This is a genomic window from Amedibacillus sp. YH-ame6, from assembly GCF_053848845.1.
The window spans coordinates 27275-49832 of record NZ_JBSPEZ010000018.1 but is presented as its reverse complement, the minus strand read 5'-3'; the positions used below and the strand labels follow the sequence as shown (position 1 = coordinate 49832).

General features: G+C 35.5%; 17 protein-coding genes. 6 read left to right on the top strand and 11 right to left on the bottom strand.

Annotated features, from left to right (window positions below):
- Positions 1–185: 185 nt before the first annotated feature.
- Entirely contained in the window at positions 186–4523 is a 4338-nt protein-coding gene (locus ACWG0P_RS11715; protein ID WP_455801868.1) for a PolC-type DNA polymerase III, read from the bottom strand.
- A 145-nt stretch (positions 4524–4668) separates the two neighbouring features.
- On the opposite strand from ACWG0P_RS11715, the gene ACWG0P_RS11710 reads away from it, so the two are divergent.
- Positions 4669–5094 carry a potassium channel family protein gene (locus ACWG0P_RS11710; RefSeq protein ID WP_455801867.1) on the top strand — a complete coding sequence of 142 codons (426 nt, stop codon included), beginning with the start codon at positions 4669–4671 and terminating at the stop codon, positions 5092–5094.
- Between the two features lie 138 nt (positions 5095–5232).
- Here the strand turns inward: ACWG0P_RS11710 and ACWG0P_RS11705 are convergent, their stop codons facing one another.
- From ACWG0P_RS11705 to ACWG0P_RS11680, 6 genes are read right to left on the bottom strand one after another with little or no spacing between them, the layout of a single operon-like run.
- On the bottom strand, positions 5233–6189 hold the full coding sequence (locus ACWG0P_RS11705) for a sodium:calcium antiporter (RefSeq protein ID WP_455801866.1): 957 nt from the start codon (positions 6187–6189) through the stop codon (positions 5233–5235).
- A gap of 13 nt (positions 6190–6202) precedes the next feature.
- Positions 6203–7381, bottom strand: a complete 1179-nt coding sequence (locus ACWG0P_RS11700) for a MalY/PatB family protein (RefSeq protein WP_455801865.1) — start codon at positions 7379–7381, stop codon at positions 6203–6205.
- A gap of 57 nt (positions 7382–7438) precedes the next feature.
- Positions 7439–8122 carry a ribonuclease III gene (gene rnc / locus ACWG0P_RS11695; protein ID WP_455791931.1) on the bottom strand — a complete coding sequence of 228 codons (684 nt, stop codon included), beginning with the start codon at positions 8120–8122 and terminating at the stop codon, positions 7439–7441.
- Between the two features lie 33 nt (positions 8123–8155).
- The gene (recG, locus tag ACWG0P_RS11690) at positions 8156–10165 is read right to left on the bottom strand and encodes an ATP-dependent DNA helicase RecG (RefSeq protein ID WP_455801864.1); all 2010 of its coding nucleotides are present in this window, start codon (positions 10163–10165) and stop codon (positions 8156–8158) included.
- A gap of 53 nt (positions 10166–10218) precedes the next feature.
- The gene (locus tag ACWG0P_RS11685; RefSeq protein WP_455801863.1) at positions 10219–10929 is read right to left on the bottom strand and encodes an alpha/beta fold hydrolase; all 711 of its coding nucleotides are present in this window, start codon (positions 10927–10929) and stop codon (positions 10219–10221) included.
- 10 nt (positions 10930–10939) lie between these two features.
- Complete coding sequence (locus tag ACWG0P_RS11680; protein ID WP_455801862.1) at positions 10940–11782, bottom strand: radical SAM/SPASM domain-containing protein; 843 nt, start codon at positions 11780–11782, stop codon at positions 10940–10942.
- A gap of 308 nt (positions 11783–12090) precedes the next feature.
- Here ACWG0P_RS11680 and ACWG0P_RS11675 point away from each other — a divergent pair, with 308 nt between their 5' ends.
- The 5 genes from ACWG0P_RS11675 to ACWG0P_RS11655 all read left to right on the top strand — a co-directional run bounded on the left by ACWG0P_RS11675 (position 12091) and on the right by ACWG0P_RS11655 (position 16856).
- A complete protein-coding gene (locus ACWG0P_RS11675; RefSeq protein ID WP_455801861.1) occupies positions 12091–12525 on the top strand; it encodes a MarR family winged helix-turn-helix transcriptional regulator in 435 nt (144 codons plus the stop codon).
- Positions 12518–13852 carry an MATE family efflux transporter gene (locus ACWG0P_RS11670; RefSeq protein ID WP_455801860.1) on the top strand — a complete coding sequence of 445 codons (1335 nt, stop codon included), beginning with the start codon at positions 12518–12520 and terminating at the stop codon, positions 13850–13852. Before ACWG0P_RS11675 ends, ACWG0P_RS11670 begins: the two co-directional genes overlap by 8 nt.
- Before the next feature lie 540 nt (positions 13853–14392).
- The gene (locus tag ACWG0P_RS11665) at positions 14393–15475 is read left to right on the top strand and encodes a hypothetical protein (RefSeq protein ID WP_455801859.1); all 1083 of its coding nucleotides are present in this window, start codon (positions 14393–14395) and stop codon (positions 15473–15475) included.
- 12 nt (positions 15476–15487) lie between these two features.
- Positions 15488–16243 carry an ion transporter gene (locus ACWG0P_RS11660; protein WP_455791938.1) on the top strand — a complete coding sequence of 252 codons (756 nt, stop codon included), beginning with the start codon at positions 15488–15490 and terminating at the stop codon, positions 16241–16243.
- Entirely contained in the window at positions 16230–16856 is a 627-nt protein-coding gene (locus ACWG0P_RS11655) for a hypothetical protein (RefSeq protein WP_455801858.1), read from the top strand. The genes ACWG0P_RS11660 and ACWG0P_RS11655 overlap by 14 nt, the downstream gene beginning before the upstream one ends.
- A 41-nt stretch (positions 16857–16897) precedes the next feature.
- Here the strand turns inward: ACWG0P_RS11655 and ACWG0P_RS11650 are convergent, their stop codons facing one another.
- The 4 genes from ACWG0P_RS11650 to ftsZ all read right to left on the bottom strand — a co-directional run bounded on the left by ACWG0P_RS11650 (position 16898) and on the right by ftsZ (position 22554).
- The gene (locus ACWG0P_RS11650) at positions 16898–18232 is read right to left on the bottom strand and encodes a uracil-xanthine permease family protein (RefSeq protein ID WP_455801857.1); all 1335 of its coding nucleotides are present in this window, start codon (positions 18230–18232) and stop codon (positions 16898–16900) included.
- Positions 18233–18326: 94 nt separating this feature from the next.
- Positions 18327–20900, bottom strand: coding sequence for a cation-translocating P-type ATPase (locus ACWG0P_RS11645; RefSeq protein WP_455801856.1), 2574 nt, complete (start codon positions 20898–20900; stop codon positions 18327–18329).
- A 119-nt stretch (positions 20901–21019) separates the two neighbouring features.
- Entirely contained in the window at positions 21020–21460 is a 441-nt protein-coding gene (locus ACWG0P_RS11640; protein WP_455791943.1) for a hypothetical protein, read from the bottom strand.
- 2 nt (positions 21461–21462) lie between these two features.
- Complete coding sequence (gene ftsZ, locus ACWG0P_RS11635) at positions 21463–22554, bottom strand: cell division protein FtsZ (protein ID WP_455791944.1); 1092 nt, start codon at positions 22552–22554, stop codon at positions 21463–21465.
- Between the last annotated feature and the right edge of the window lie 4 nt (positions 22555–22558).

Here is a 22558-nt window from a genome sequence, read left to right as displayed (position 1 = left end):
TTTTATTAAGATTTGAAAATCTTCTTGCCCTTTCGTATAAGTAGAATTTTTCATAAAAAAAAGAAGGATATTTTTCAATACCCCTGTATTTTAAGTCTGATACAAAAACTTGTTTAAAATTCATCACATTCTCTTTTCATAAAGCCTCATACTTATAAATACAAAAAGAACAGGTTTCCCTGTTCTTAAAACAATGCCATTTGGTTCTCATCTTGCAAGCCTTCAAGCACACCCATGGATTCTAGTTTCTTTACTAGTGTTCCACTTAATGACGTACGTCTTTGCAAGTCTTCTTTTGATAAGAAAGGTCCATTTTTACGTGCTTCAATCACTGTATCCGCAACGTTCTCTCCAAGTCCATCGATGGATGTAAAAGGAGGTATGATGCGTGATTCATTTTCTGGATCTACAATAAACTCATTGGACGCAGAACGATTCAAATCGATATTTTCAAAAAAGAAACCACGAAGTACCATTTCTAGTGCTAACTCAAGTGTATTGTAAATATCTTTATCTTTCTTTGTCACATCACGTTTTAAGTTGTTATCTTTTAAACGATCATCAATATCCGTCATCTTACGACGAATTGCTTGTTCCCCCTTAATCATTGTTTCAATATCATAAGCATCACAACGAATAGAGAAGAACATGCAGTAATAGTATTGTGGTTTATGCACTTTAAACCATGCGATACGAATGGCCATCATAACGTATGCCGTCGCATGGGCTTTCGGGAACATGTACTTGATTTTCAAACAAGAATCAATATACCAATCTTCCACTCCACATTTTTTCATTTCTGGAATCCATTCATCTTTTAATCCCTTACCTTTACGTACAGATTCCATGATTGTAAAGGATAGTTTTGGCGCGAGCCCTTTATGCAACAAATATACCATAATGTCATCTCGACAACCTATTACACTCTTCAAGGTACAGATTTGTTGATCGATTAAATCCTTGGCATTTCCCAACCAAACATCAGTACCATGGGACAATCCGGATATCTTTAGAAGTTCATCAAAGGTCGTTGGTTGTGTAAGTTCCAAAATACCACGTACAAACGGTGTACCAAACTCTGGTAGTCCCGCAGCTCCTGTCTTCTCTGTAGATCTTGATGTATCAATTTTTAGGGCATCTACTTTAGAGAAGATACTCATAGTTGCTGGATCATTCATTGGAATACTTACTGGATCAATACCACTGATTCTTTCCAACATTTTCATTGCAGTTGGATCGACATGTCCTAAAATATCAAACTTTAATACATTGTCATGAATGTCATGGAATTCAAAATGGGTCGTCTTCCAATCGGCATAAGGGTTATTGGCAGGATATTGCACAGGAGTGAAATCATGCACATCCAAATCCAAAGGAATAACAATGATACCACCAGGATGTTGTCCTGTGGTACGTTTGACACCTTCGCACCCTTTTGCTAGATTAAGTACTTGCGCATTACGCATAGTACCCTCAATACCCATTTCCTCTTCATATCCTTTTACATACCCGAAGGCTGTCTGTGTCGCAACAGTACCAATGGTACCTGCTCGATATACGTGGTCATCACCAAATACTTCTTTGGTATATGCGTGTGCTGTTGGTTGATAATCTCCTGAGAAGTTCAAATCGATATCGGGAACTTTATCCCCCTCAAAACCTAAGAACGTTTCAAATGGAATATCATGTCCATCTCCACGAATGGTTTCGCCACACTCTGGACACTGAATATCAGGCAAATCAAATCCATCCGCCACACTTCCATCTGTAAAGAATTTTACATAATGACACTTTGGACACACATAGTGCGGTGCAAGTGGATTTACCTCAGTAATTTCCGACATTGTCGCAACAAAACTAGAACCTACCGAACCACGTGAGCCAACCAAATATCCATCATTCAAACTCTTCTTCACAAGAAGATGAGAGATATAGTAAACTACATAGAAACCATGTCCAATAATACTATCCAATTCTCGCTTCAATCGCTCTTCCACAATTTCAGGTAAATTAGGCCCATATTTCTTATGTGCATTTTCATAACATATATCAATTAGTTTTTGATCAGATCCTTCGATATCTGGTGGATACAAACGATCTTTTACTGGTAATACCAACTCTATCATATCTGCGATTGCATTGGTATTCTCCACTACATACTCATATGCCTTTTTATTTCCAACCCACTCAAACTCTTTCAACATTTCATTTGTTGTAAGGAAGTGTTGGCTTGGCGCTTTAATTTTACGTCGTTTTTCTTGATTGTAGATATATAAAGGATGACGTACTCCACCAATTGCTTGGGATGAAATATAAATATCGCGAATCATTTTTTGATTTGGATGTACATAATGACAATCCCCAGTAGCCACAATTCTTTTTCCTAACTTATTAGCCGCATCCATAATTGATTGTAAGATTTCTTTCAAACGATCCATACTTCCTATGGAATCACGTTCAATCAAATGCTTATAATTCCCCAACGGTTGTATTTCGATATAATCATAGAACTGCATCACTTCCAACAATGTTTCTTCATTACGCGTCTGTGCCATATCAAACACTTCGCCATTTAAACAGCTAGAACCAATTAACAAGTTTCCATTTCTTCTACGTTTTTCAATTTCACTACGTACAATTCTTGGTTCCGCCACTATGTTGTTAGTAGACTTACTGTTATAGGCTAAATAATCCGTATGCGATAATGTCACTAATTCAAAAAGTTCTTTTAAACCAGCCATATTCTTCACAAGTATCGTAACATGTTTGGTACGTACTTTTCGAAAGCTTCCATCACTTTGCATATCCTGAAGTTCTTGTAGGTTCTTGATTTCCTTTAAGTCATTCAACATATTCATATATGTTTGAGCTAATACTTCCGCATCATAATCCGCACGATGGGCAACATCTTCATCATATCGAATACCATAAGAACGAGCAATCTGTCCTAAACGATATCCTTTACGATCCGCTTGCATACTTCTTGCTAAATCCAATGTATCGATAACTGGATTCATCAATGGAGGTCTTCCAATACGAGCGAGTTCATCATTCAAAAAATTGTAGTCAAAGCTTGCATTATGCGCAACCAAGATGCTATCCCCAATAAACGCAAGGATTTCATCAATACACTGCGCAAACGGCTTGGCATCTTTCATATGCTCTTCACTGATACCCGTTAATTCCGTAGTAAACGCACTCAAAGGAACAGGTGGTTTAATAAACATCTGTAAACTCTTTACACAAGCACGGTCCTTCACAATTTGACCACCAAATTCAATGATATGATCAAATCGACTTGATAACCCCGTAGTCTCTAAGTCAAATACACAATACGTTCCTTTTTCTAACTCGATATCTGCGATATTGCGTACAATCTGTAACTTAGGATCTACCATGTTCATTTCAATCCCATAAATCATTTTAAACGGTTTTTCTCTACCTTTATTAATGGCAGATACTTTGTGTTGTGCTTTTGGGAATGCCTGTACGACTAAATGATCCGTACATGCGACCGCATCCATTCCCCAATCATTTGCCGCATTGATATACTCTTCAATATTACAAACGCCATCCATTTCTGAAAGCTTGGTATGTACATGCAATTCTACCCGTTTTACCTCTGCCTCATCCACACGTTTTACTTCATGAATTTTCTCAATAACATCTGGCATAAATACAAGGTCACGCAAAAAAGAATCAAACTCTACCTTTCCATAAGCAATGACCATATCTCCTACCTTGATTTCACCCAGTACCTCTTTTGTAATGGCACCACGTTCAAAACGTTTCATGACAATCGCATCATCTTCATCCGCAATCCATAACGTTTGAATATCTTTCCCTGTACGTAGAGTTCTTGTTTCACTCTCAAATATTTTCCCTTGTATCTTTACGCCGTGACATTCTTCGCTAATATCATGAATAGAGAATGCCATATATTGATCCAATCCCTTTTTCCCTTTCGGTTTAAAGTTCATCGCCTTTTTTTCTTCAAAGACTTTCATAGGTTTTGGCGCATCATCACGTACACGTACACTTTGTACGTTCTGTGTAATTTTCATATCTTCCACATGAATCTCTAAATCAAATCCACACTTCGCAAGAAAATCTTTTACTAAATGCTTATTTTGAATTGCCTTATCTTTACAAGCTTCATCCCCAATTTGATAGATAACATATTTATCCTCTTCAATTTTAGGAAGGAACTCAGAAAACAATTTTAAATGAGGTTGTAAACTAACGAAATGATGTATATAGTTGGAAACATTTAAAACATCCGCACTCGGTTGATCACATTGAATATGCATATCTACTTTACAACGTGTCGCTTTCATCAATCGTACACAAAAAACATCCCATACCTCATATGGTAAAGGAGTCTTTAAACGAACATCCAATCGTAATGTATTACTACCCTTCATATATACTGGCTTCATAGTAAAAGAACCATCTTCAAAGTATCCTAAATCGGAATAGTTCTCATCTATTTTACGCACTAAATCTATCAATTTTAATTCCATCAAATACCTCATTTCCACTTTCTATATGATACCATATTTTCAATGAAATTTTAATTACTTTATGCATTTCTCATTTTCCTTTTCTCGAATCGTTTCTATACGGTATAATGATAAATAGATAAGAACAGAAAAGGAGTACTTCCGAATGAAAAATTCTCGCGTATTCATACGAATCTTAAGATTCACAAACACCGATAAAATCGTCACCTCTTTTATAGGGTTTACGTTATTAGCCGCATTCTTCATTTTGTTAGTAGAGCCTGGCATCCAATCATACGGAGATGCTTTATGGTTTTGTTTTACCGCAGTTACCACAATAGGCTTTGGAGACTTTACTGCGACTACACTCATTGGCAGAATTATCATTGTTGTAATTGCACTCTATGGCATCATAGTGATTGCGCTTATTCCTGGTGTATTGGTAAGCTATTATACAGAAATCATGAAGATGAAATCAGATGAAAGTATGATGTTGTTCCTCGATAAGCTAGAACACCTGCCTGAATTATCAAAGGAAGAATTAAGCGAAATAGCAACTCAAGCTAAATTGCGAAGAAAGAAACACAAATAATAGAAAGCTATCTCGTAATAAAAAGATTGTTCTTTCTACTCCTGTTCATAACTGTAAAAAAGCCGTAGAACACAATATATGTATCCTACGACAACCTTTTTGCGTTATCCTTTTACTTTCTTTGGTTTTTATACTTTCCTAAATAGACAATACAATACTTGTTACATAAGAAGCTAATATCAATACACTACATAATAAGACAAGTACGCGATGCTTCTTAAACTTAATCACTCCTAAAGTCGCAATCATAGATAACACACCAAATCCTAATAAGTTCAACACTTGTGTCTCATGAATATAAATACTTCCCTTTAAGAAGATTACATCCGCAAAACAAAGAATGATGAAATTAAATAAATTACTTCCTACAATATTTCCAAAAGAGGCGTTAAAATTACCAATGCGCACAAGATTCACGGATGCGCTAAGTTCTGGAAGTGATGTTGCCACGCCCAAGAAGATAGCTCCAGCAACTGTTGCGCCTAAGTTTAATTCATCTGCTATTTTATCTGTTACCGTTGTCAACAAGATAGAAACTATGACAAGCGCAACACTATATGCGATAAAACGAACTATGATTTGTTTTAAAGTAAGTGAAATATAATTTGTTTCTTCATTTTGAACACTTTCATCATTGCCCATGAATTTCACATTGATTGCATATACTACTAGAATAATAATAGACATAAGATTCACATGCAAGAAGCCAAGACGAATTTCTTGGGGATAAAGAATTGCCAGGAACACAAGCGCGTACATTACAATTCCATACAGCAAAGTAGAAGTGTGTGATTTCGATAAGGATGCATTTTGATATCTTCGTACACTAAACAACATCAGCCCTCCAATCACACAAAGATTAAAGATATTGCTTCCTAGTACATTCCCTTGTACAAGACTTGGTTGTTGTAAAGCCAACACCGCTGTAAGAGATGTAAATAACTCAGGAAGTGATGTTACGGCAGCTAATAAAACCCCACCAATAAACGCACCTGATAAAGATGTTTTCTTATCTAGACAATCCACATAATACGATAGTCTGACAGAAAAAAACACTACAAAAATCGCTAATATAATATATTGTAAATATAACATACAAACATCCTTTCTATACTTCTTTTATCACTGTTGTGAACACTTCAAGACAACGCATTAACAAATCTTTGGGACAGGCAACATTGATTCTTTCAAAACATGTGCCTTCTTTTCCAAAGATATAGCCCTCATTCAATATAACTCCATGTGATCGTAATGCTTGTTCCAGTTTTTTCTCATCTTGACAGTACGCTCTCACATCCACCCATAATAAATACGTTCCTTCTGGATACGTCACGACTGCATCTTTTAAGTGCGTATTTAAATACTCTGTTGCACAACGAATGTTTTCATCGATGTACGTATTCACTTGTTGTAGCCATTCTTCTCCATGTTCATATGCCGCAATGCATGCACTAAGCGCAAAACTATTAGGAGTAGAAATGGAGAGGCGTTCTTGTACATATTCTTTCCATAAAGTTTGATATTCTTTATTAGGAAGGATGATATTACTGTTTTGTAGACCTGCTAAATTAAAGGTTTTACTAGGTGCAGTACACGCAATGATGCGTTGTTCGTAATCCTTACACAACTTCAACAAAGGGATGTGTTGTTGATTGCTACGTATAATGTCACAATGGATTTCATCCGATATAATCCATTTATCATATTTCTTCGCAATTTCAACCACACGCAACAACTCTTCTTCTTTCCAAACTCTTCCCACAGGATTATGAGGGGAACAAAGAATCATACCTTTTACATCGCTTCGACTCATCTGTTGCTCTAAAGTTACATAATCCATTGTATAGTATCCCGCTGTATTTATAAGAGGGTTTTCCACAACCTTGCGCTTCGTTGCTTCTATTTTTTTACGGAATGGATGATATACAGGTGTTTGAATGATAATGCCATCTTGTTCATCACTTAAGATTTCCAATACATACGCAATTGCAGATACAATCCCACCACAATGAAAGATTGCATTCTTATCCACAATCCAATCGAAACGTTTCTTAAACCAAGAACTTACGACCTCTTTATATTCCTCATCGAACCCTTTATTGTATCCATAAATACGTTCATCCACGCGTTTATGGAGAGCATCTATAATCTCATCGCAACATGCAAAATCCATATCTGCCACCCATAGTGGATAAATCTGTTTTGCTTGTGTATGAAAATCTGCTTCCCATTTCACACTGCTTGTACCTGTTCTTTCGATTACTTCATCAAAGTTATATTGTTTCATTACACTCACCTCTTATATATATCCTAAGGAACCAGAAAATAGATACCTAACCGGTATCTATTTTGCCATTTTTTCAAATGCATCTTTCGCAGCCATTTGTTCTGCACGTTTTTTCGAGAAACCCTTACCTCTCCCCAAATTGATTTCATCTAATTTAACGACGACTTCAAATTCAGGTTTGTTACTAGGTCCAAGTACATTGACTGTTTCATAATGCACGGTTTTACGTGAATCGGATTGTATGTATTCTTGTAGCTTTGTCTTATAATCAATCACTCTTTCACTTTTGGGTTGATTGATTGCTGGTGTTAACACACTCTCTAATATAATATTTACAGCTTCCATTCCCTGATCTAAATAAATTGCGCCTAACAATGCTTCAAACATATCCGCAAGAATGGAATCACGTTCACGTCCACCTGTTTTTTCTTCCCCAACGCCTAAACGAAGGTACTTTCCTAAACCAAGAGTACGATTGTACTCAGCTAAGGCTTCTTCACAAACAAGTTGGGCACGAAGCGTTGTCATTTGTCCTTCACTCAAAATCGGTTCTAATTTAAACAGTTTTTGAGTCGACCACAACTGCAATACCGCATCTCCCATAAATTCTAATCTTTCATTATCACAATCCAACGCTTTATGTTCATTTACATAAGAGGAATGTGTCAGTGCCTCATTCACTAATTCTTTATTTATAATATGGATATTTCTTTCTTTTAGCCAATCAAATATCGTATGCATAGTTTCCACTCCTTATTGTCTTTTATTATATCATCAATCCAAATATGTTCCACTATCAATTGTAGTTTTCAAGTAGTTCGCAATCATTTCATAAGATGCTTCTTCGATATGTTTCAGTATGTAGGTGGCATCATCTCGTGCCACTTCTAAGATATTGCTATCTTGAATCACATCTCCTAAGATAAAACCAGGTACTCCACTTTGTCGGGTTCCTAATATATCACCAGGTCCTCTTAGTTGTAAATCTGCACGTGCAATTTCAAATCCATCACTTGTTTTCTCACATATTTTCATACGTGCTAAACTATCTGGATCACTACTGCTTGTCAAGAGATAACAATACCCTGCCTTATCTCCACGACCTACTCGACCACGTAGCTGATGAATTTGACTCAATCCAAAACGATGAGCATCATAAATAACCATAATATTGGCATTCTTCACATCAACACCAACTTCGATAACAGTCGTAGAAACCAAGATATCGATCTTACCACTTACAAAACGTTCCATTACATCATCTTTTTCTTGCGGACTCATTCTACCATGTAATAGTCCAATTTGATAGCGTCTTCCTAAGGATTGACACATTCCTTCATAAATACCCATGACATTACGCATATCGTAATCTTCATTTTTTTCAATGGCAGGACATACTACATAACATTGATTTCCTTGATCTATCTTCTCTAGTACATCTTCTAAGATAGGCGCCATAGATTTAGAACGGATCAATCTTGTCTCTACTTTCATGCGTCCTTTTGGTAATTCTTGAATGGTGGATACATCCATATCTCCATACAAAGAAATCGCAAGCGTTCTTGGAATTGGTGTTGCACTCATCAATAAGAAGTCAACTTTGTCCCCTTTTTCCAACAATCGTCTACGTTGGGATACACCAAAACGATGTTGTTCATCCGCAACCACCATACCTAAGTCATAAAAATCAACGTCTTCTTGAAACAATGCATGCGTTCCTATTAAGATATCAATTTCATTGTCTTTTAGTCTACGTAAGATTTCTTTCTTGTCTACTGGCTTTAAACTGCTGTATAACACTTCAATTTCAATTTCTATATCTTGAAATGTTTTCTTTAAATTTTGGTAATGTTGTTTTGCTAGAATTTCTGTAGGTGCCATAAAGGCAGCTTGTTTATGCGCTAATACACACGCATATAAACCAAAAGCCGCAACAAGCGTTTTTCCACACCCAACATCTCCTTGTACCATACGATACATTACTTTATCACTTTTTAAATCATCCAATATTTCTTCAATAACTTTATTTTGATCATTGGTCAATTCAAAGGATAACGTATGTTTTAAGTCCATTACTTCTTCCATTAAAAATTCCTTTTGATGTCCATGCATAACGGCTTTTTCTTTTACCTTAATCGCTTGCATAGCAAGTTGAAAACGAAGAAACTCTTCATATTTTAGAAGTCGTAAGCTTTGTTTAAGAGCGTTTCTATTTTGTGGATGATGAATGTGATATAAGGCATCTTTTCGATTCATCAACTTATATTTCTCTTTGAATATTTCTGGTACAAAATCTTGTATTTGATCTTGTAATTGTACAAATGCTTTTTCTATATATTTTTGAATATCTTTTTGTGTTATACCATCTCGTAAGTTATACACTGGATGGATGCCTAATTGCTCCTGTAAAGGTTGAAAGTTGTATTGTAAAGCGGTAATACGACTTCCACCATCATACTTTCCTATGATAGTGATAGATTTTCCAACCGTAAAGGTGCTCACCCAAGGTCGATTAAACAAGGAGATATCAAACTCTTCTTCCTCATATAATACTTTAAATTTCGTAACACTTTGTTTTCCTTTGAAGCGAATCACACGTGCTCTAGAAAGGATGATGGCTTCTATTGTTATTTTTTGTTCTTTTTCCCACGTGGTTCGTGGAGTGATTGCCATTTCTTCATAACGAAAAGGATAGTATGTCAAAAGGTCTTCCGCTTGGAAGACATTCATTGTATGTAGAATTTCTATTTTCTTATCTGAAATTCGTAAATCTTTCAGTTTCATTGCATCACCATCTATCTATAAGTATAACGGATTACAAAGATACTCGCAATCTATTACCCTTGCCTTGTAAGAAACTTTTCAATGGCTTGATTGTATTCTTGTGGACAGTCTTTATAAATAAAGTGACTTCCTTGCAAGATAACGAGTTCTCCATGTTTTACATGCGTTGCGATGGATCTTGAATGTTCTTCTTTCACCATGTCTTTATGTCCCACTAGTACAAGTACAGGTAGTTCAATCGTTTCTAATTGTTCATATGTTATATGAGGATAATGCACCATTAACCCCATCACTTGTTCTCTTTTTTTCAAGCTATGAAAACAACGTGAACATGCAAATATCATCCAATAAGTGAGTACAATAAAGAATTGTATATGCCCCTTAATTCCTTTGGTAGTAAGGTCTGCCCCATTGGCAATAATGCTTTTTACACGATTTTCATGGGATAATGCGAATTGGATGGCTGTATTTCCTCCATCACTAAATCCAAGAATATGAACTTGTTCTATATGTAAAAGGTCAAGCATAGCAAGTACATCTTGTGAAAACACATCAAAATTAAGAGGTATACTTCCTAGCATAGATTTCCCATGCCCTCGCATATCCATCGTGATTACGTAATAGTTTTTAGAGAAATAAGCAATTTGTTTTTCAAAAATTGCGCCATTCTCCCCATTTCCATGCAACATCAACAAGGCTTCTTTTGAAGGATCTCCAAACGTTTCATAATATACTTGACATTCTTCTTTTTGAAAATAAGGCATACGCTTCCTCCTATTTTGAAAATCGTAAACGATAGGAACAATGTTTACAAAGTTCCTCTTCTATTTTCCCTTTTAAAAATCCTTCTACGATTGTTTGTGCTTTGGAAGAAGTGATGATATCCTCAAAGCTTTGTTCATAGATGTTTCCCAAGCTACATTCCCCTTTGCTATCTAAACAACAAGGAACGACTTCTCCATTACTTAGGATGGCACACATATCCTTCATTCCTAAACACCTTCCTGTTTCATTCACAAAAGGATGTTGTAACGATGGCCAAGCAAATACTTCCTCAAAGTGTAGTGATATGTTTCTTTGAAGTGAAATACGTTGTAATCGTTTGATATCCACTTCCTCCATACCCTTGTTATAGCGTTTTAATACTTCCTTTAAAATCTCTTCACTCTCACTTTGTAATCCTTGTTCTTGAAGACTCCATAATCGATAATTGATATAAACACCAAAAGAAGCCAGTTCTTCACATACGCGAAATACATCTTCAAAATAATGTGCTCTAGTATGTTGTGGAAAGCTATGTAAGGATACATTGATTTGTCGTATCGTATGTGCTTTTAGTACTTCTTTTTGTTTTGCTAGTAACGTTCCATTTGTTGTAATATTTACATGTATTCCCATAGCATTTGCCACATCTAGAAGTTCATTCAGTTGAGGATGTGACAAGGGTTCTCCTAACACATGTAGATAGATATATTCGCAATATGGTTTCATTTGTGAAAGAATATTTGAAAACTGTGTAACTTCCATCATTCTAGGTTCTCTTTGATTTTGTATACAAAAAGAACAAGATAAATTACACGTATTGATTACTTCTATATAAATTCGTTTAAATCTCATATAATCACCGGTTCTATTTTACCATTTTATGAAACATAATTCATTCTTTTTCGTTTTATATTTTTCATCCGTAAATCTCATTTTGTTTGGTAAATCTCTCTCTTATGAAGTTACAAACCATATTTATGTTCCATTGAAAAACATCAGCAACGAAACAAAGAATACAAATCTTATAAATTATAGGAACGATATTCAACAAGCAATATAAAATAATTAAAACTTTTCATAAAAAGCGAAGCCACTATTGACAATGGTACGAATTCGTACTATCATGTAATGGTACGGATTCGTACTAAGGAGAACGTGTTATGGAACTTCGTGAACAAATTAAACTAGTTAATATTGCTTTGAGTGGAACCTTAGATTTATACAGGATATGGGCAAAAAAACATCAACTAAACTATAATGCTTTGGTTATTTTATATACCTTAAATGATTATAAAACTTGCACTCAAAAACAAATTTGTGAGTGGTGGGCATTGCCTAAACAAACTGTACATGGCATTTTATCAGACTTTGAAAAAAGTGGATATATTTCGATTACAGCAAATGAAAAGAACAAAAGAGAAAGGCATATTACATTTACAAAAGATGGGGAAATTTACGCTTCCTCTATATTGCATAAGCTTCATCAAATGGAAGAGAATGCAATGGAAAAACTAGGTGATACAAAAAGAAACCAGCTGATAGAGAGTAATACAAAATACTATGAATTACTAAAGGAGGAAATACAAAATGGATAATGCATTAGCCCGAAAGTTTTCATTTACCTCATTGCTAACATTTGCCATACCAAACATTATTATGATGATTAGCCTATCGATGTATATTATCATAGATGGAATGTTTGTTTCGCGTTTCATTGGGACAACAGCATTATCAGCAGTTAATATGTTTTATCCGGCTATTTGTTTTGAAATGTCCATTGCAATTATGATTGCAACGGGAGGAAGCGCAATTATTGCAAGAAAATTAGGCGAAGGAAAACAAAAAGAAGCGCAGAATAATTTGAGTTTTCTTATTGTTGTGGAGCTATTGATTGGAATTGGGATTGCGATAGTAGGCAATTTGTTCATTGATGAAATCATCTCATTTTTAGGGACAAGTGCAACACAAGCACCTATCTCCATTCCTTATGCAAAAATCATATTAATTTTTGCACCTGCTTTTTTTCTACAGACTGCTTTCCAAACTTTTTTTGTAACCGCTGGAAAACCTACACTTGGCTTAATCGTCACAGTTTTAGCTGGTATTACAAATATTGTACTGGATTATATTTTTATGGTTCCACTAAATATGGGAGTTGCAGGCGCAGCAATTGCTACTGGAATTGGTTACTGCATCCCTGCGATAGTTGGCATTTTATTCTTCATTAATTCGAAGAAAAATCCCTTGCATTTTGTCAAACCTCAATTTGATCGCAAAGTACTTTTACAATCGTGCACAAATGGTTCATCTGAAATGGTAACCAATTTGGCAAATGCTGTAACGACATTTTTATTTAATTATACTTTGTTACAGTTTTATGGTGAAGATGGTGTTGCATCGATTACCATAATCCTATATTTCCAATATATTTTTACAGCACTTTATTTCGGATATTCTAATGGTATTGCCCCTATTATTAGTTATAAATTCGGGAATGATGATAAAACCCAGTTAGAAAGCATATTCAAAAACAGCATAATATTCTTAATCATCAGCTCCATAGTGGCAAATATACTAATTCATTTAACAGTATCTAACGCATTGACTATTTTCACTCCTACTAATAGTGCTGTTTATGATATCACACTTTATGGTTTCAACATATATTCACTAGCTTTTATTATTATGGGATTGGGGATTTTTTCTTCCGCCTTGTTTACAGCTTTTTCTGATGGTAAGACATCCGCCATCATATCTTTTTCTAGAACATTCATTTTCATTATAGGAGCTATTCTCATTCTTCCAAATATATTAGGTGAAGTTGGTATTTGGATCGCAGTTCCAGTAGCTGAAGTACTTGGATTGTTTGTGGCTATCTCTTATCTTATCATTAAGAAAAAAAGATTTTCTTATCTTCCATAATTTTATAAATATGGAAGGTCTGCAAAAAAATATTGTTAACAAACGATGACATTGTTGCTTAAGAAAAATGAAACAAAGATACATTCCAAATGGATAAAGCAGAATCGTTTTTTTAAGATTAAATAGATAGTATGAATAATCTTACCCTAAATCAAAAACATTTCCTGTTCAATCAAATTGAAAGACCTAAAGCTCCTATCGTATCTTCCATAAAAACGTAGATTTAAAATGACTCACTTAACTGTCATAAATAATCTACGTTTTCAATACTTTTTTACTTTCATCACTACTACCTATTTATACAATTTTACAAAATCGTTATCTAACTATACTTGTATCATTGCAACAAATTATTCAAGTATTAATCTTATTATCATTGATGATTGCTCGTCAAACCAATTGTGAATTAGCTTTAAAAAGAATTCTATGTAACTTTTGTAAAAATTATTTTCGCAATTTTTTATATTCGATAAGGAAGTACGCTATAATGATGATGCCGTACAGGTTTTAGATATGAATAGAAAAGGGAGAGATAAGATTATGAAGTTTAAAGAACTTGACAAAGGTCAAAAGAAAAGACTATTGATCACCATGTTGTTGGTGATTGGGATAGCCACAACCTACATCGCTTGTGCTGTCACAACACTTTATAAAGATAAGACCTCAGAGGATGAATATTGGAATAGTTATATGAAAACCCCTGTGGAATATACACAAGCCGTAGAAGAACGAGGACAGGACTCCATTGAAGTAGAAGTTGGCACATACGTTGAAAACTTGAAGGAAATTAATATCAAAGGTTCAAGTTTCCGTGCTTCTTATGAAATCTGGTTCAAATGGGAGGGAGATCCTAATTTGAATATGATTAATCATTACCGTATTTATAAGGGAACGATTAATAAACAAGAAGTGATTAAAGATTATCATGAAGGAAATATGAATTATCAAAAAGTTCGTGTTGATGTAACTGTCACAAAGGAATATTGGACAAAACGATTCCCATTAGAATCTCACCAATTACGCATGTATCTTATGTCAAATTATCCAATTGAAAAAGTACATTTCTTAGGAGATGACAAACTTAGTAGTTGTAATCCAAACCTAAGCATTACTGGATATGATTTAACACGTTTTGGTACGGGTGTTACAGGGTATACCACAAAGAGTACGGGAGATCCTGAAATTAAGGGAGATATCACTTCTAGTGAATATATGACCGCAATTGAAATCAATCGTACAAGTGCAGGTTTGTATGTAAAATGTTTTATTGCTTTAGTTGGTACGATTACTTGGGTGTTGATTACCTTATTCTTATGTAGTTATCACCATGTGGATCCATTAAGTATGATACCTGCAGCTTTATTTGGTACGGTATCCAATATTATGGTTGGGGCGAACTTATTACCAGATGCTCTTGATTTAGGATTATTAGAATATGTAAACTTCTTTGGAGTTCTATCCATTCTTGCAGTTGCGTTAACCGTTATTAACGTGAATCGAATACGTAACAAATATCAAGATAAAGCATTTGCTAGTTATTATGGAAGAAGAATGTTCTATATTTTATTACTTTACATCCTATTAGGAAATATCTTAATGCCATTAGCTGCCTTTATATTTTAATTGGTGTAAGACATGAGAGAGCGAATATATACACTAATAGAAAAGGCACATGACCACGACCCTCTTAGTAAAGCATATGATTGGTATATTATGCTCATTGCTTGTGTCAGTGTCGTACCGTTGATGTTTCGTACAAGTAATAACATTTTAAATACCATTGAAACAATTACCGTTTATTTATTATTCTTAGATTATATTTTACGATGGATTACACATGATTATCGTGTGAAGAAGCATTCTCCATGGGCATTTATAATGTATCCTATTACACCATTTGCCATTATGGATATCTTATCCATCCTTCCATCGATTGGTTTACTTCCAAAGAGTTTCATGATTTTACGTTTGTTACGTTTAACAAAGGTAATTCATTACTCAAGAAGTTTCCAACATGTTGTAAATGTGTTTAAGAACGAAAGAAAGACTTTATTATCCGTCTTGTTGATTGCGGTATTTTACATCATCGTATCTGCGTTGATTATGTTTGTTTATGAACCGAAATCTACGTTTGGAAATTTCTTTGATGCGTTATATTGGGCAACGACAGCATTGACCACGGTTGGATATGGGGATGTGTTCCCACATACCGATGTCGGTAAATTAATTAGTATGATTTCCTCCTTGTTTGGAGTTGCGGTCATCGCAATGCCTGCTGGTATTGTTACAGGTGGTTTCTTAGAAGAAATACATCGTGATATTGAAGAGCGCGAACAAAGAAAACTAGAACGCAAGAAACAAAAGGAGGAAGAGCATAATGGAAAAGCGTAGTAATGTAAAACGTTATGCCTTCATCATGGTGTTAGGTATGATTTTGAACCTTGGATTCTATCAGATTGCTCATGTATTCCATTTGCCATTTTGGATGGATAATATTGGTACTGCTTATGTAGCTATGATTTTGGAACCAACGGCTGGATTGTTAGTTGCTTTCGCAACCAACTTCTATCAAGCTGCCGTTATTTACGATAGTAGTTCTCTCGTGTATTATGCAGTAAGCGCCATGGCTGCCTTATGTGTTGGTATTGCCTTACGCAAACAAGGAGTCATCACTTGGAAACGTCTTGGCATAGCGCTTGTAAGCTATTTTGTGCTAGCTACTGTATTATCTACCCTTCTAACACTTTGGAGAACCTCAGGGGTTCCAGACAGTGGATGGGAACGACAATTTTATGAAAATGCATTACAGTGGGGATGGCCTGCTCCACTTGCTTGCTTATTAGGAACGGCTGTTTTAAAACTAAACGATTCCCTATTATTAGCCGTGCTACTACCATTCCTATACACAATCACTCCAAAGAACTTTATAAATATGAAATTAACAAGTATTGTTTCTTGGAAACACCCTTATTTTCATCATGAAGATGATGTGATGAAAAAGTAAAAAAACTCGTATGTGGATACATTTCACATACGAGTTTTTTTCTATTGCTTTGGTAAAATCAGATTTAATATAATTCCTACTAAAGCAGATAATGCAGTACCACTTAATGTCATAAAAGAACCAATCGGAAGTATTGCTCCACCTAATCCGATTACTAACATAGCACTGGCAATTACTAGATTTCTTTGTTTTCCAAAATCAATTTGATTATCCACTAATACACGTAATCCATTACTAGCGATAACCCCATATAACAAGATACTCATACCACCAAGAACACAAACCGGAATGGTAGATATAAACGCAGAAATTTTTCCTACACAGGATAATAATATGGCAATACAAGCAGCACCAGATGTAACATATACACTTGCTATTTTTGTCATTCCAATAACACCTGTATTTTCTCCATAAGTCGTATTTGCTGGTCCACCAAGGAATGCAGATACTGCTGTCGCAATACCATCTCCCATTAAAGTTTTATCCAAACCTGGATCTTTCAAGAAGTTACGACCACAAATCTTTCCTAATACAGTATGATCTCCAATATGTTCCGCAATCGTTACAAAGGCAACTGGTAAAATCGCCCATGTCTCTGGTCCAAAGTGAAGACTATACGTTTTGAATCCAGGCACTGAGAATGGTAGTATAAATTTTGGTAGTGAGAACCATTTCGCATCCACCACTGCTTGAAAATCTACCAATCCTAAACAAAGAGATATTACATATCCACATAAAATTGCAACTAGAAATGGAATGATTTTGAAAAAACCCTTTGCTTTTGTAGATATAAGTGCCGCAATCAAGAAGGTAACCACCGCAACTAACATGGAACGTCCATCCCCGTTTTCCACAAAACTCGCATTCTTAACCGCATTTGCCGCAAGACCTAATCCAATCACCGCAATCATTGGACCAATTACAATTGAAGGTAACAAGCGATCAATCCAAGCTTTCCCAATCACTTTTACAATGCAAGCTACAATCACATAAATAAGTCCCACCATCATTAATCCTGTTTGTGCAGCAGATACGTCCCCATTCATTGCTTCAACCGCAATGATAACAGCTCCTATGTACGCAAAGGAAGATCCCAAATATACAGGCACTTTACGTTTTGTGATAAAGGTATAAATCAAAGTACCAATACCGCTCGCAAACAATGCAACTGAAACAGGAAATCCTGTTAATGTTGGAACCAAAATAGTTGCCCCAAACATTGCAAATACATGTTGGAAAGACAAGAATAACCACTGCAATGGTTGTGGCTTATCTTGAACATCCAATAGTAAGTTACCGTTATCCGGTTGTGAGAATTCATGCTCGTCTAATACCAAAGGGATATCATCCGCACGCTCTTCTATAATTTTTTTCATACATTCTCCTTTCATCGCATGAAAAAACAGAGGGATTCGTCTCGCTCTGTTTATTCTGCACGACTTGTACAATATTATATCATAAAAATCGATATTATTTTTCTTTTGCTACCCATTTACTTATCTCATTTATTACGATTACTCCAATAGACAATGTCATAACAATTATCCATTCCATCCAACCTAGAGATACCGTCTTTAATAGGATATGGAAGATAGGTAGTTGACATACCGCAATTTGTAATACAATTCCAAACACTATCGTTAATAGTAACCATTTGTTCTTCAAGATTCCCACCTCAAATATGGAATGTGTTCGTGAACGTAGATTCAAAGAATGAAATAATTGAGAAATAGATAAAACCATAAATGCCATTGTTTGTGCTTTTGCACTTGATTCATTCAAACCATATCGAAATGCAACTAAGGTAATCGTTCCAATAAATAACCCATTTAATATTGTAAAGGACATTCCTCCATGTCCAAACAAGCTTTCCTTAAGACTTCTAGGCTTTTCTTTCATAATGAATTGATCTTTGGGATCTACACCCAATGCTAGAGCTGGAAATGCATCCGTCACAAGATTTACCCATAAAATCTGAATTGCAGATAGAGTAGATACCACATGTGGCATACAAACTATCGCAAGGAATAAAGACATGATTTCTCCCAAGTTACAACTTAATAAATATAAAACTGCTTTTTGTATGTTAAGGTATATATTTCTTCCTTGTTCAACAGCTTTTACGATAGTCGCAAAATTATCATCCGCAAGAATCATATCACTTGCCTGTTTACATACATCTGTTCCACTTTTCCCCATCGCAATACCAATATCCGCATTCTTTAAACTTGGCGCATCATTTACCCCATCCCCTGACATAGCCACCACTAACTTATGTTTCTTAAATGCTTTTACAATGCGCACTTTATGTTCCGGAGTCACTCTTGCGAACACGCGATAATTCTTCACATGTTGTGCGAGTGTTTCATCACTCATTTCATCCAAGTCTTTCCCTGTAATCACCGACTGTTCATACTTCGCAATCCCCAGTTGACGAGCAATCGCAAATGCAGTAATAGGATGATCTCCTGTTATCATTACTACTTGAATATGGGCATCATGACACAGAGCAATCGCATCTTTTACTTCTTCTCGTGGTGGATCAATCAATCCTACAAAACCAACAAAAGTCATCTTATACTCAACATTGCCTTCCATTGATCCACGAAGCGAGCGCTTCGCTAGTCCCAATACACGTTGTGCATCCGCACTCACTTTCTTACTTGCTTCTAGGATACGATTTCTTTCATATTCATTCAAACGAATACTTTCTCCATGTACCTCCACATTGGTACACAAGTTCAGTATTTTTTCAATTGCTCCTTTGGTATATGCAATGTATTGGCGTTCATGATGATGAATCGTAGTCATAAGCTTACGGTTGGAATCAAATGGAATTTCATTCACTCGCACATATGTTAAATCTTCATGATCTTTATGAACACCCTCTTTTTCCGCAAAAGCCAATAATGCCATTTCCGTAGGCTCCCCTAGTATTTCCCCTTGCTGCACACGTGCATCATTACAAAGCGCAAATCCTCGTAAGAGTTCTTTACTTATGGAAGATAATTCCCCATCCGCAAAGCTACTTACAACATGCATTTTATTCTGCGTTAAAGTTCCTGTTTTATCACTACAAATCACACTTACAGATCCCAGTGTCTCAACTGCATGAAGCTTTCTAATAATCGCATGGTTTTTACTCATGACTTGTACACCCAAAGCTAGTACAATTGTCACAACTGCCGGTAATCCTTCTGGAATCGCCGCAACTGCTAGGGATATAGACAACAACAACATATCAAAAATATCTCTTCCCTGTAACAAAGATACAGCAAACATAGCGACACATATCACGACACATAACATCCCTAATATCTTTGAAAGATGAGCTAATCTCACCTGCAATGGTGTCATATCCTCATTTGTTTCATCTAGCATTTTGGCAATTTTGCCCACTTCGCTGTCCATTCCACAACGTACTACAATTCCTCTAGCTTTTCCATATGTAACATACGTCGACATAAACACCATATTTCTTTGATCGCTGATATTAATCTCATTCTCATATAATGTATCTGCTTCTTTTTCTACTGCCTCACTCTCACCCGTTAATGTACTTTCCTCTACTTTTAAATTGCTAGTAGAAAGTAAACGCATATCTGCTGGGATATAACGTCCTACTTCAAGTTCAACAATATCACCAACTACCAAATCTTTCGAATCAACTTCTCTCAAGAAACCATCTCGTATAACATACGCTTTGGGAGTTGATAACTTTTCCAATGCATCGATTGCTTTCTCCGCTTTATATTCTTGTATCACACCGATTACCGCATTCAACACAATAACAGTAATAATGATAATCGCATCTATGATTTCTTGAAGAAAGACAGAAATGATTGCGCCTATGATTAAGATGATTACCATAGGATCTTGAAATTGTTCAAATAACATCGCAAAAACTGTTTCTTTCTTCTTTTTTGTTAATTCATTCTTTCCATTCTTTTGAAGCCTTTGAAGTGCTTCTTGTTCACTCAGTCCTGTATTTAAATCACTATCATATTCCTTTACAACACTTTGTATATTCTTACGATAAGGCATACAATTCCTCCTTTGCTTAGTAAAGCCTATGTATAGAAACCTTCTCTATGCTACATTTGACAAAACTAGAGGAAATGGGACAAATCACGCAAAAAAAAGCAGAAACTTTCGTTTCTACTCTAGTTAAGCATTGTTTTCTTCTTCATTTTTATAATTTTCTCATGTAGCATCTGTTCCATTTCACGAACAATAAAATCCACATCAAAATCATGTTCCATAAAAAGTTCTAAGTAAATTCTTTGAACAATTCCTGTGTTTGTATCGAATGCTACAAACGAACCACTAAATGTTTGCATAGATGGAAAATCTTCAATTGCCAATAAGGTATTTAACAAATTTCCACGAACACCCTCTACATCAAAAAGACAAGGACTCACAAGAACATTTACATTTCCTAACGATTTTCTAAACCGCTCAATATTGACATCATCTTCATGTGCAGCACTAATCAGTATCACATCACATGCATGTCTTTGAACATAGCGTTCAAAACGATACAACGTTTGTGTTGCGAACTGAGACTTTTGAAACATAGAATCATCAATATAATATAATTTCATAATTAACGGCGAGTAAAGAATGAAGGAATTCCTTCACGATCCTCTTCTTCCACAACTTCTTCTACAACTGGTTGTGGTGCGACAACTGTCTTAGGAACTGTAAACGTTGAAGCTTTTGTTGTTACTACTGGTGTTGGGATAGCTTCTTCAATACTATCGAAACCAGTCGCAATTACAGTTACAATAATGGAATCACCAAGTTTTTCATTGATGGCAACACCAAAGATTGCGTCAATATCATTACCTGCAGCATCTCTTACAAGAGCCATTGCATCTTCTGCATCAAATAAAGTAATAGATTCTCCACCTGTAATATTTACGATGGCATTACGTGCACCATTGATTTGTGCCTCTAATAGTGGAGATTGGATAGCTTTTTCTGCAGCCATTCTTGCTTTATCTTCACCTTCAGCCATACCAATACCAATCAAAGCAGAACCCTGATTTTGCATAATTGCACGCACATCCGCAAAATCTAAGTTGATAAGTGCAGGTACTGCAATTAAATCTGTAATTGTTTGCACTCCTTGACGAAGTACATTATCCGCAGCTTGGAAAGCCTCTGTTAAAGGTCTTCTTCCAATCACTTCAATTAAGTTATTATTAGAAACAATAATCAAAGAATCCACATACTGTTTCAATTCCGCAAGTCCTGCTTCTGCAGAAACCATACGTTTTTTTCCTTCAAATGTGAAAGGTTTTGTAACGATACCTACTGTTAACGCACCTTCTTCTTTCGCAATTTTTGCGAACAATGGAGCTGCACCAGTTCCAGTACCACCACCTAAACCAGTCGTAATGAATACCATGTCACTTCCTTTAATTGCTTCACGAATTTCATTTTCGCTTTCTTGTGCTGCGCGTTTTCCCATTTCTGGATCTGCACCGGCACCAAGACCCTTTGTAATTTCTCTACCTAGTACAATTTTATTTTCTACTGGAGAAATATTAAGTACTTGTAAATCTGTATTTGCAACAAAGAATTCGACACCTTTAACACCTTCTGATACCATGCGGTTTACGGCATTACAACCACCGCCACCAATTCCAAATACTTTTATATTTGCTACTTGCTCAAAATGTAAATCGTTCATGTTT

What these genes read in the sequence shown, in the direction of transcription:
- ACWG0P_RS11680 (WP_455801862.1), bottom strand. Translation starts at nt 11,782, where the DNA reads ATGAGATTTAAACGAATTTATATAGAAGTAATCAATACGTGTAATTTA.
- ACWG0P_RS11655 (WP_455801858.1), top strand. Translation starts at nt 16,230, where the DNA reads ATGGAAAAGCGTAGTAATGTAAAACGTTATGCCTTCATCATGGTGTTA.
- ACWG0P_RS11645 (WP_455801856.1), bottom strand. Translation starts at nt 20,900, where the DNA reads ATGCCTTATCGTAAGAATATACAAAGTGTTGTAAAGGAATATGATAGT.
- ACWG0P_RS11650 (WP_455801857.1), bottom strand. Translation starts at nt 18,232, where the DNA reads ATGAAAAAAATTATAGAAGAGCGTGCGGATGATATCCCTTTGGTATTA.
- ACWG0P_RS11670 (WP_455801860.1), top strand. Translation starts at nt 12,518, where the DNA reads ATGGATAATGCATTAGCCCGAAAGTTTTCATTTACCTCATTGCTAACA.
- ACWG0P_RS11665 (WP_455801859.1), top strand. Translation starts at nt 14,393, where the DNA reads ATGAAGTTTAAAGAACTTGACAAAGGTCAAAAGAAAAGACTATTGATC.
- ACWG0P_RS11705 (WP_455801866.1), bottom strand. Translation starts at nt 6,189, where the DNA reads ATGTTATATTTACAATATATTATATTAGCGATTTTTGTAGTGTTTTTT.
- recG (WP_455801864.1), bottom strand. Translation starts at nt 10,165, where the DNA reads ATGAAACTGAAAGATTTACGAATTTCAGATAAGAAAATAGAAATTCTA.
- ACWG0P_RS11700 (WP_455801865.1), bottom strand. Translation starts at nt 7,381, where the DNA reads ATGAAACAATATAACTTTGATGAAGTAATCGAAAGAACAGGTACAAGC.
- ftsZ (WP_455791944.1), bottom strand. Translation starts at nt 22,554, where the DNA reads ATGAACGATTTACATTTTGAGCAAGTAGCAAATATAAAAGTATTTGGA.
- ACWG0P_RS11640 (WP_455791943.1), bottom strand. Translation starts at nt 21,460, where the DNA reads ATGAAATTATATTATATTGATGATTCTATGTTTCAAAAGTCTCAGTTC.
- ACWG0P_RS11660 (WP_455791938.1), top strand. Translation starts at nt 15,488, where the DNA reads ATGAGAGAGCGAATATATACACTAATAGAAAAGGCACATGACCACGAC.
- ACWG0P_RS11715 (WP_455801868.1), bottom strand. Translation starts at nt 4,523, where the DNA reads ATGGAATTAAAATTGATAGATTTAGTGCGTAAAATAGATGAGAACTAT.
- ACWG0P_RS11675 (WP_455801861.1), top strand. Translation starts at nt 12,091, where the DNA reads ATGGAACTTCGTGAACAAATTAAACTAGTTAATATTGCTTTGAGTGGA.
- ACWG0P_RS11685 (WP_455801863.1), bottom strand. Translation starts at nt 10,929, where the DNA reads ATGCCTTATTTTCAAAAAGAAGAATGTCAAGTATATTATGAAACGTTT.
- rnc (WP_455791931.1), bottom strand. Translation starts at nt 8,122, where the DNA reads ATGCATACGATATTTGATTGGCTAAAAGAAAGAAATATCCATATTATA.
- ACWG0P_RS11710 (WP_455801867.1), top strand. Translation starts at nt 4,669, where the DNA reads ATGAAAAATTCTCGCGTATTCATACGAATCTTAAGATTCACAAACACC.